Source organism: Microcystis sp. M53602_WE12, from assembly GCF_030065455.1.
In the GTDB taxonomy this organism is placed as follows: Bacteria; Cyanobacteriota; Cyanobacteriia; order Cyanobacteriales; family Microcystaceae; genus Microcystis; species Microcystis aeruginosa.
Map to the genome: position 1 here is coordinate 1 of NZ_JASJFB010000427.1, position 10065 is coordinate 10065.

Consider the following 10065-nt stretch of genomic DNA (forward strand, 5'->3'; position numbering starts at 1 on the left):
ACTTTTTCAGCAAGCCCTAATTAAATTATGATCGCGCCGTAACGCACCATCTTAATTTGTAGGGTGCGTTAATGTTCTCGGTTCTTCTCTTTTTCTCACCTAACGGCTGGTCGATTTTTTTGAGAAAATTGAGTTAATAATCTCTAGGTTGAGTTAAGGTTTGTAGTTACGCTTTAGCGCCAACTTCTGGGGAAAATCGGGCTAGAGCATCGACATTGCTTGTATTCCCAAGACTTGCCTGACTTGCCTTTACTGTTCTTTGTGGCGAGAAAAAGCCAGATCAGCAGTCTCGATTACCTTTAATAGCTGTTCGATGCGGTTTTCCGTCGGGGGGGCCAAACAGGGAAAAACGGCTAAACCGGGGATTTGATTGGCCACCTCGGTGACAGCCACATCAAGGGTGACTAGGGGTAAATTAGCTAGGGTTTGCGACTCGCTCAAGGTTTGCAGATAAGAGTATAAATCTTCTGCGATCGAACTATCGATTAAGATAGCGTCCACCTCCCAGACACCAGCTAAAAGTTCCGCCTGTTCGCAACTATCGGCCTCAATAAAACGATAATTCTCCCGAACTAATTGATTATTCCAAATCCAGCTAAAGGAAGATAAATCGGAGAAATTGGGGGCATAATGGCCGTGTAAACGCAGCAGAGTCGGAGCAGTGCGCCGTTTGCGGCTAGGAATGGGGGAAACGGTCAGATTCAGGCAAGCTTGCAGAGCTGCCGAGGTGATCGGCGGAACCAGAAAACTATCGGCCCCTTGCTGTTGACTGCGGTTGCGCTCGGAATCAGCGGCGGTGACAATAACTTTCATATCTTTGGTTTGGGGATGGGATTTCAGCAGCGTTAACACATCCCAACCGGACAACAGGGGTAGATTGGGATTGAGAAAAACACAACGGGGTTTTAACTGACGGGCTTTTTCGATCGCCTCAGTGCCGCTACGGGCGATAATGGCTTTTAATCCCAATTCACTCAAGCGATCGACAAACTGTTCGATCACTTGGGGATTAGCTTCCACCACTAACACCAGACGCTGGGGAGTGGCGGACTCCTGATCGGCACCTTGGGGATGAACCGGCAGCAGTAAAGTGAATTGACTGCCTTCCCGGTCCTTGGAGACAAAGGATAGATCGCCACCGTGACAGCGCGCTAATTTTTGGCTGAGGAGTAAACCTAAACCAGCACCCTCAAATTGACGGGTGAAAGGACTTTCTAGCTGTTGGAATTTCTGAAAAATCAGATGCTGGGATTCTTCCGGAATACCGATCCCCGTATCCCAGACGGTAAAAGCCAGCCAATTTTCCCAACGATTGACTTTAATGCCGAAATTACCGCCATCAATGGTGAATTTAACCGCATTATCTAACAAATTCACTAACATCTGTTGTAAACGGGCTTCATCGGCCAGGGCATAATCTAACCCTGATTCAATGTCAAGACGATAGCTGCCGGGGAGATCGAGACGTTGGGGATACTTATCGACGATGATATCGTACACCCGTTGACAGAGGCGATCGATTTTGACTCTAGATAAAGTTAATTTTAGTTGTCCTGTCTCTAGGCGGGTTAAATCGAGGAGATCATTGACCAAAGCCATCAACTGGCGACCGCTGCGATAGATTAAATCGGCATATTTCGACTGTCGGGGGTTAAGTTCACCGATTTTTTCTTCCCGCAGCAGATTGGAGAGACCGATCACGGCGGTGAGGGGCGATTTAAACTCATGGCTGACACAGGCGAGAAATTCATCCTTAAGACGATTTAAATGGACTAAATCGGCATTTTTAACCGCTAATTCCTGACAATATTGCTGTTGTTCCGTGATATCGGTGGCCAACAGTAACCACAGTCCCGAAGCTTTCTCGAGCAAGGGATAATTATCCGCCCAATTTAACGGCACGGACAACAGTCGCCAAGTCTTGGCTAAACCCGATGTCACCGTTTCTAGACGCTGGGGAAACAGGGGGGGGGTGGGGGATGGGAGGGTTAAGGGGTCATTAACCAAAGCAAAGGGAGATTTATCGATATTAGCGGGGAAAGCCGCCCCGATTTGTTGACACCAAGCCTGATTTTGGTATAAAATTCCCGCTTCTGGACTGTAGAGCAGCAGCGGCAGCGGTAATTGTTCCAGAAATTCCAGAGGACGATCGCTGCGGGGGGGGGATTGCGATCGCTGATGCGGGGCTGCGGGGGAGGATCATCGAGAATCGAGCACCCGAGACAAAATTGGAGAAGTTTGCCCGTGTCTAAGCGTCCTAACAGTTTGCCTTGAGCATCCACTAAAATGGGGACGAAGGCGAGCGCTTCTCCCGTCAGGGTTGCCAGAAACTCACTTACGGCCATGCGAGCGTTAAGAGGGATAATCGGACGCAGCCAACCGCTCAGATCCAGGCAGCTGGAGGAGGGGTTTCTGGTTTCGGGGTGCTGTTGTTGATAGAGGAGGTAAGCAATCAGGGTTTGACTCTCAATCAGTCCTAGGGGACAATACCGCTCATCCACCACCACGATCGCTTCTGGATTGCCCGTATTAATTAAATCGCAAAGACTTGCCCGGTCAATAATTAATTCACAGGCAGTGACGGATTGATTAAAGTGATGGAGGCTGAGGGTAACGCTAGGCATGGGGATAATTGGGTGGGCGGTGGCGGTAACTTTAGGGCATAATTAGGGTTTGCGGCAAAAAGTTTTTCGGTGGGGGCAGGGTGTAGGGTGTAGGGTGTAGGGTATAGGGTTTTACCGATTTTCAGGTGGTCAATTACCTAATTTTCAGGGCAAAAATCCCGGAATTTTCCCCCTGCTCACTCCCATCCCCGGCACTTTTGGATTTCAAAAAGGTCTAAAAGTATTATCCAACAAGGTTTTTAGATTTATTCAGCCAGCCCTAATTAACAAACTGATGGCCAAACTATTAGTAGTCCTAGAACTTGAATCTACCTTGATTATGACGCTTGCTCATCTAGAGGACCGCTCCATTGATTACAATTAACTACAATACCCACTGCCAAAAAGCAAAGTTAACTTTAACTTCCCCGATCTGATGGCGAGGGGGTTGTCTTCTCAACAGAGAAAGCCTAACCTATAGTTTGTTATTTTCTATCTACCTTGCGGGTGAGAAAACGTTGCCTCCGAGACTGACTATTTATGCTTTTGTCCCAACGGACCCACCCTTGACGGGAGTGAGTTCACCTCCGGGGCTGGTTAATTCTTTGACGGCTTTATTGGCTAATGAACGCTATAATCTAACCCTAGGGTCTTCTTCTAGCGAATTACTGGCTAATATCGAGGCAGAGAAGGAAAAAATCGATTGTTTGCTGGTGGTCTCTCATCCTTCCCTACAGCCGACTTTTAATCAACTCTACGAAGGGGGGATTTTACTGCCAGTAGTGATCATTGTCGCTGACAAGAACATCACTGCCGAGACGAATGACTCTCCCACCTGTCTCTATCATAGTGCCGAATTACAAATTACCGTCAAGGAATTAGACAGCATCACCTCGGTCATCGACCAAGCGATCGCTCGATTTCTCCATTTAGCTCCTAATTGCTCTTTTTCCGAACCTACCACGATTGTTAACCAACCAAATCCCGTGGAAAATAATCACAGTTTTCTCCTCCTACAACAGCGCCGTTTAGCGGAAAAATTAAAAGAAAGACTCGGCTATTTAGGTGTTTACTACAAACGCAACCCGCAGCTATTCTATCGCAATCTTGCCCCGGAGGAAAAAAACGAATTACTGCGGGAATTAAGAAGAGATTATCGGGAGATTATTTTAAATTACTTCCAACAGGATTATCCGATTAATCAAGCGATCGATGAGTTGGTTAATAATGTCTTTTTTACCGATCTCTCAGTGTCGCAAATTCTGGAAATTCACATGGAGTTAATGGATGAATTTTCCCAACAGTTAAAATTAGAAGGCAGAAGTGAGGAAATTCTCCTAGATTATCGTCTCGCTCTCATTGATATCCTTGCTCACTTGGGGGAAATGTATCGTCGTTCCATACCTCGCGAGGATATCCCTTATGATTTATTATTGGGAATAGACTAAAATCTCCCCAATAAATAACAATAAACTCGTATCCCCAGCCCCTTTTATCTTAACCTATGAGCGTCTTTAAAAAAACCTATGTTTTAAAACTGTACGTCGCCGGCAATACCCCCAACTCCGTGCGTGCCTTGAAAACCCTGAAAAATATCCTAGAAGAGGAATTTCAGGGAGTGTATGCGCTCAAGGTGATTGACGTGCTGAAAAACCCGCAACTAGCGGAGGAAGACAAGATTCTCGCTACTCCTACCCTCGCGAAAGTCCTCCCTCCCCCGGTGCGGAAAATTATCGGTGATTTGTCCGATCGAGAGAAGGTTCTGATCGGTTTAGACTTACTGTACGAGGAAATTCGTGAACGAGAAAATGATAGCTAGGCCTTCGGCAATAGGTGATTAGACGGGTTATATTTATTGAAGGAGAAATGATCGGGGCGTAATCTAGTACGTTTATGGGAAAGTCAAGAGTCAAGGGACATCAAGATGGTATAAAGTATCTAGTCAGGCCTGATATGTTTCTGTGGAAAAATTAGATAAAAATCCTACTCTTTAAATATTCGCTGGATAAATAATGACTCAATCTAACTCTAATAGCCAATTGAATCCACCGATTAAACCGAAAGGTGTTCGCAAAATTAGAACCCTAATTGAAGGTTTTGATGAGATCACTCACGGTGGTTTACCCATGGGGCGAACTACCTTAGTTAGTGGCACTTCTGGCACGGGAAAAACCCTGCTTGCTGTGCAATTTCTCTACCACGGGATCAAGTATTTTGACTATCCGGGACTGTTTGTTACTTTTGAAGAATCTCCCACCGATATTATCCAAAATGCCTATAGTTTTGGTTGGGATTTAGAAGAATTAATTGACCAGGGTAAGTTATTTATTCTCGATGCTTCCCCGGATCCGGAAGGTCAAGAGGTGGTGGGTAGTTTTGATCTTTCGGCCCTGATCGAGCGCATTCAATACGCAATTACCAAATATAAAGCAAAACTGGTATCAATTGACTCTGTAACTGCTGTTTTTCAGCAGTACGAAGCGGTGTCAGTGGTGCGGCGAGAAATTTTTCGGCTCGTGGCCCGGCTAAAATTATTAGGAGTGACTTCAATTATGACCACGGAACGTATCGAAGAATACGGAGCGGTGGCGCGTTTTGGTGTAGAGGAATTTGTCTCTGATAATGTGGTAATTATGCGGAACGTGCTAGAGGGAGAAAGGCGACGCCGAACCGCAGAAATCCTCAAATTACGGGGAACAACCCACATGAAGGGGGAATATCCCTTTACTATCACCAATGATGGCATTAATATCTTCCCCCTCGGTGCGATGCGTTTAACTCAGCGCTCCTCTAATGTCCGCATTTCTTCGGGAGTAAAAACCCTCGATGATATGTGTGGAGGCGGTTTTTTCAAGGATTCGATTATTTTGGCTACAGGAGCAACCGGTACGGGTAAAACTCTCTTAGTTAGTAAATTTCTGGAAGAAGGCTGTAGGCGCGGTGAGCGGGCGATTTTGTTCGCTTATGAAGAATCTCGCGCCCAATTGTCCCGAAATGCTTCTTCTTGGGGGATCGATTTTGAGGAGATGGAACGCAAGGGATTATTAAAATTATTGTGTTCTTACCCCGAATCGGCGGGATTAGAAGACCATTTACAGATGATTAAGTCGGAAATCTCGGAATTTAAACCCTCCCGTATTGCCATCGATTCTCTATCGGCGCTCGCGCGCGGGGTGACAAATAATGCTTTTCGGCAATTTGTGATCGGGGTGACAGGATACGCCAAACAGGAGGAAATTACGGGATTTTTCACCAATACCACCGACCAATTCATGGGAGCGCACTCGATCACCGAATCCCATATTTCTACGATTACCGACACGATTTTAATGTTGCAGTATGTGGAAATTCGCGGCGAAATGTCGCGAGCGATTAACGTCTTTAAGATGCGCGGTTCTTGGCACGATAAAGGGATTCGTGAATATACTATCAGTCAGGATGGGGCGGATATCAAGGATTCTTTCCGCAATTACGAGCGGATTATTAGTGGTTCTCCAACTAAAATTAGCGTCGATGAAAAGAGTGAATTATCGCGGATTGTTCGCAATGTGCGCGAAAAATTACAGGATGAATAATCGGGGGTTGACTGATGGAGATTATTTTGAAGGGCGATCGGGTAAAGTTGGTCTTAGGGAAAATAACCACCAGATCAACAAACCTAATAAAATCCAGAGAATATCTTTAACCAGGCGAATTTTTAAAAACTGTGCTTTCTAGATTTTTTGTCCTCAATCCAGACTTTTGGGGGGTAGAACCCCCCAAACCCCGGAGCGCATTAGTTTTTCGGTGGGATGCTTACACGCAGTTGTTCATATATTTGTACTAATTTATAGCAATTCCCATAGTTGTGAGGTACAGAGTCTTAGGTTTTGAGGAGTCAGGAGTCAGGAGTTAAGATTTTGGTGTACCTCATGAGATTGGGAAACGCTATAAAAGTTACTGATAATACTAAATCTGGTTATTAAAGACTGATTATTTATTCCCCTTTTTGCATGAGCGCATGAGTACATGAGTGCCTATCCTGATATGTTACCTATACTCAACGGATTTAGTATGATTGAGATTATTTTGAAGAGCGATCGGGTAAAGTCGGTCTTAGGGAAAATAACCACCAGATCAATAAACCTAATATAATCCAGAGAACATCTTTAACCCGGCGAATTACGGAAATCGCTAAACCTAATTCTAGACTGCCGGTTAAGGAAGCACCCAGCAGCACTAAAGAACCTTCTAAAGTACCGATATTAGCAGGAATAAAAAAGGTTCCAGCGCGCACTAATTGGGCAACAGAATCAAATAACCAAGCATCGGCAAAACTAATCGGATGTTGGAGAAACTGCATTAAAACATAGATTTCTAAAACTCCGAGGGGCCAATTGAGAAAACCGACGATCAAGCCATTTCTAAATAGGGGCAGATTCCGGTAAAATTCCCCTAAACGATCATCGACACTGCGAAGATTTTCTAAAGGTTTAGCTAGGCGATCACCTAAAAAAGAATGACCTAATCGATTAACTATTCTGGAGGATAAACGGAATCGCTGAATCAAGAAAAATATCAGGATACAACTGGAGAATATAGCGAGACTTAATCCAGTAAAAGTTTTAAAAGAATTGGAGAATTTTGGGGAAGCTAGGAGCAGAAAAAAACCGATAATTGCAAAGAAGACAAGGGAAGCAGTATTTAATGTCTTGGTCAGAATAATCGAGGCACTGGTTTCTTTATAGCTAATCTGATAGTGAGTTTTTAACATCACTGCTTTAAAACCTTCTCCTCCCAAAGAAGCGAAGGGAGTCACGCGATTAAAGGCTGCCCCTACCATGTAAATTAATAATAGGCGAATTGTCCATCGAGGTTGGATAGGAATGCTTTTAAAAGTTAGTTGCCAAGTAAAAACATCGGTGAGGAATTCTAGGAAATAAAAAATAATTACTAATGTCATTCCCCACCAACCGACTAGGGTGATTTGTTGCCAAACTTCTTGCAGATTTGTTTTGCGTAAAATTACCCCTAGTAAAACAAAACCTAAACCCAGAAAGATAAATTTAAGATATTTCATAAGTAGTCGTGCAAAATTAATTTCTTGGTTAGGATAGGCAATAGACAATAGGCAATAGGCAAGAAGTAGTTAGATAGGTGTAATTAATTTTGCTTAGGTACTTACTAAATCCTGTTTAAAAGGTCTAGGAGAGCGGGAAGTGGGGTAGTGGGGAGATGGGGAATTATGAATTATAACTGATAACTGATAACTGATAACTGATAACTGATAACTGATAACTGATAACTGATAACTGATAAAGCTGATAACTAAAAATAATTCCAACGTTGAATAAATGGCAGCCAATGAGATTCGACTAATTCGAGCGCTTTTGGGTCTGGGGGATAATTATTTTTTTTATATCCTTGCAGACTAGCGATATATTTCTCAAAGCGAGGCATAGATATTTTTAAGTCGGGAAGTTGCAGTTGATCGTAGATTTTCTCGATTTGTGCTAGGGGTTCTTTTTCTAAATCTTCAAAACGAATTTCTACAAAACTATCGGCGGGTAAATCGGCACTATCTCGCAGGAGAGAATTGATCATTGGGGGATAACTTTTTAGAATTACCTGCTCGATTTCATCTGTGGATAAATTATCGTAGGATTGCAGTGCTAGTTCTGGTAGGATGCGGGTAAAAAAGTGGCGGGTTGAGGGAAAAACTCGATAGGGATTGCGGTAGATATGAATAAATTTAGCATCGGGCCAGATAGCTCGCAATTTGGCAATGTGTGCCGCATAAACGTGGTTTTTGATTAGTAATTGTTTGCCTCTTTGATGGATGGAAACTTTTTTTAATAGATGAGTATGCCAACGCTGCCAAGTGGCGATTTCTTTCTCGCTGCAGCCCTGAAAAAAAACCCCTCGATCGAAATGGTACTGAAAACGTTGGGGAAAGTATAAACCATGGTAGTAGGAAAGGGGGATCATGCTGGCCAGGGCGATCGAGTCTTCTTGGGGTGAATCGGGAGTAACAGCGACGTTATCCACATGGCGATCGCTCGGTAGGGCCAATTCTAGCAGCGGTTGAAATAAGCGGACGATACCGAGGATATCCCAGGGTAATCCCACCGCTAGGGGCGAAATATAGCCAAATTGCTCCGATTGACCGAGTAAATTGTGCAGATGGGTCGTGCCGCTGCGCCAATAGCCGACAATAAAAATGGGTGCTTTTACCTGCACGCGGCGCTCATAAAACCCTGTCATCAAAATTCGTTCTAGGGTAGAAAAAGGCAGTCGCGCCAGGGTAACTGCCAGCGCCAGGGTTGCCGGGGCGAAATTGGGGCGATCGATGCCGCCATTAGTCAAAAATAAACGTAATAGGGTACTAAGGTTACTACCACAAAGGGGATGAAACAAACTGGACATATTAACTATTTTTTAGCGTTTTTTTGGCGGATAGCTTGGCTGGCCAAGGTTTTGCCGAATTCCCAAGCGGCCCCTAGGGCTGATTCATTCTAACAAATCGCAAAGCCTGAACCACTTGTTATCAAGCCATCTTTGCCCCTTTGTAATGGATAAAAGGATAAAGGATAAAAAGCCTAAACCTCTGAAAAGATTTAGAGCTATAGTTGGGAGAATTGACAAATTACTAACAGCTTGAAAGTCAGTTAAAGGTAAAGTATCTTCCTTAAAAATTACGTCTTTTACCCAGTGCAACTGATTTTCTATGTTCCAATGACCTCGAATTTTTCGAGCAAAAGTTTGAGCACTTTCTACCAAACTACTAATGTACTAGGCACAATTATAATACCCTTCTCCCCCTCTTTCACCATACCTTTCCACTTTAATATAACTTTTAATGTGTTCCCAAACATTATTAAAGGGATGAGTTACATTAAAGACTGATGTTAGAAGTGTTGAACGTTGAGAAAAGTCAGACAAAAAAAGCTATTATAGATAGAATCTAGACAACTTATTCCCCCTCACAATAGGTAGTTTGCCCTGATGACGAATTTCTCAAAACTCATAAAAGAGCTTCTCAAACCACTGCCTAAAAATTACTACCCCGCTTGGCTCTTCGTTACCCTTTATGCTAAATCAACATACAAGATGCCAAGATAACATACTTCTAACCCAAAAATTCCGAAAGTTTCTAAAGCCATCGGCTCTCCGTTTTATTAGTTTCAGTTTATTGTTGATTCCCTCGACCACCCCATTCGTTGTCCTTCGCTCAAAATAACTAATGATTTCTCCAAACCAGTTTCGGATTTTTTGACAACTCTTGGTAAAAACACTGGAGGATTTTGCCAACCATTCTGAGATAGATAGCAGTCCTTCTGTCGGATTCTCTGAGGTTTCATAAATCTTTCTAAATTCTTCCTTTAACTCGTGCATCTTTTTCAAATTTGGTCAATTCTCTGGTGGTGATTCGGTAGTAGTGATGGCGGCTTAATCCTTTGCTTTGCTGTGCATTGTAGTCATG

General features: G+C 43.6%; 6 protein-coding genes and 3 pseudogenes. 3 read left to right on the top strand and 6 right to left on the bottom strand.

Translation table 11 applies throughout. From position 1 onward, the window contains the following. Positions 1 to 249: 249 nt before the first annotated feature. Positions 250 to 2624 (bottom strand): annotated as a pseudogene (locus tag PX482_RS14360) (ATP-binding response regulator). A 497-nt stretch (positions 2625 to 3121) separates the two neighbouring features. Here PX482_RS14360 and PX482_RS14365 point away from each other — a divergent pair. The 3 genes from PX482_RS14365 to kaiC all read left to right on the top strand — a co-directional run bounded on the left by PX482_RS14365 (position 3122) and on the right by kaiC (position 6178). Next, the gene (locus PX482_RS14365; RefSeq protein ID WP_288093476.1) at positions 3122 to 4051 is read left to right on the top strand and encodes a circadian clock protein KaiA; all 930 of its coding nucleotides are present in this window, start codon (positions 3122 to 3124) and stop codon (positions 4049 to 4051) included. Positions 4052 to 4107: 56 nt separating this feature from the next. Then, positions 4108 to 4422, top strand: coding sequence for a circadian clock protein KaiB (gene kaiB, locus PX482_RS14370; RefSeq protein ID WP_002733742.1), 315 nt, complete (start codon positions 4108 to 4110; stop codon positions 4420 to 4422). Positions 4423 to 4615: 193 nt separating this feature from the next. Next, positions 4616 to 6178, top strand: a complete 1563-nt coding sequence (gene kaiC / locus PX482_RS14375) for a circadian clock protein KaiC (protein ID WP_002760201.1) — start codon at positions 4616 to 4618, stop codon at positions 6176 to 6178. Between the two features lie 488 nt (positions 6179 to 6666). Here the strand turns inward: kaiC and PX482_RS14380 are convergent, their stop codons facing one another. From PX482_RS14380 to PX482_RS14400, 5 genes and pseudogenes are all read right to left on the bottom strand, one after another. After that, a complete protein-coding gene (locus PX482_RS14380) occupies positions 6667 to 7662 on the bottom strand; it encodes a lysylphosphatidylglycerol synthase transmembrane domain-containing protein (RefSeq protein WP_288093002.1) in 996 nt (331 codons plus the stop codon). 93 nt (positions 7663 to 7755) lie between these two features. After that, on the bottom strand, positions 7756 to 7926 hold the full coding sequence (locus PX482_RS14385; protein WP_288122594.1) for a hypothetical protein: 171 nt from the start codon (positions 7924 to 7926) through the stop codon (positions 7756 to 7758). Beyond that, on the bottom strand, positions 7911 to 9008 hold the full coding sequence (locus PX482_RS14390) for a sulfotransferase family protein (RefSeq protein ID WP_002760199.1): 1098 nt from the start codon (positions 9006 to 9008) through the stop codon (positions 7911 to 7913). The genes PX482_RS14385 and PX482_RS14390 overlap by 16 nt, the downstream gene beginning before the upstream one ends. Before the next feature lie 84 nt (positions 9009 to 9092). Next, positions 9093 to 9485: pseudogene (locus PX482_RS14395) on the bottom strand (ISAs1 family transposase); the annotation flags it as partial. A 195-nt stretch (positions 9486 to 9680) separates the two neighbouring features. Then, positions 9681 to 9992: pseudogene (locus tag PX482_RS14400) on the bottom strand (ISL3 family transposase); the annotation flags it as partial. Between the last annotated feature and the right edge of the window lie 73 nt (positions 9993 to 10065).

What these genes read in the sequence shown, in the direction of transcription:
- kaiB (WP_002733742.1), top strand. Translation starts at nt 4,108, where the DNA reads ATGAGCGTCTTTAAAAAAACCTATGTTTTAAAACTGTACGTCGCCGGC.
- kaiC (WP_002760201.1), top strand. Translation starts at nt 4,616, where the DNA reads ATGACTCAATCTAACTCTAATAGCCAATTGAATCCACCGATTAAACCG.
- PX482_RS14390 (WP_002760199.1), bottom strand. Translation starts at nt 9,008, where the DNA reads ATGTCCAGTTTGTTTCATCCCCTTTGTGGTAGTAACCTTAGTACCCTA.
- PX482_RS14380 (WP_288093002.1), bottom strand. Translation starts at nt 7,662, where the DNA reads ATGAAATATCTTAAATTTATCTTTCTGGGTTTAGGTTTTGTTTTACTA.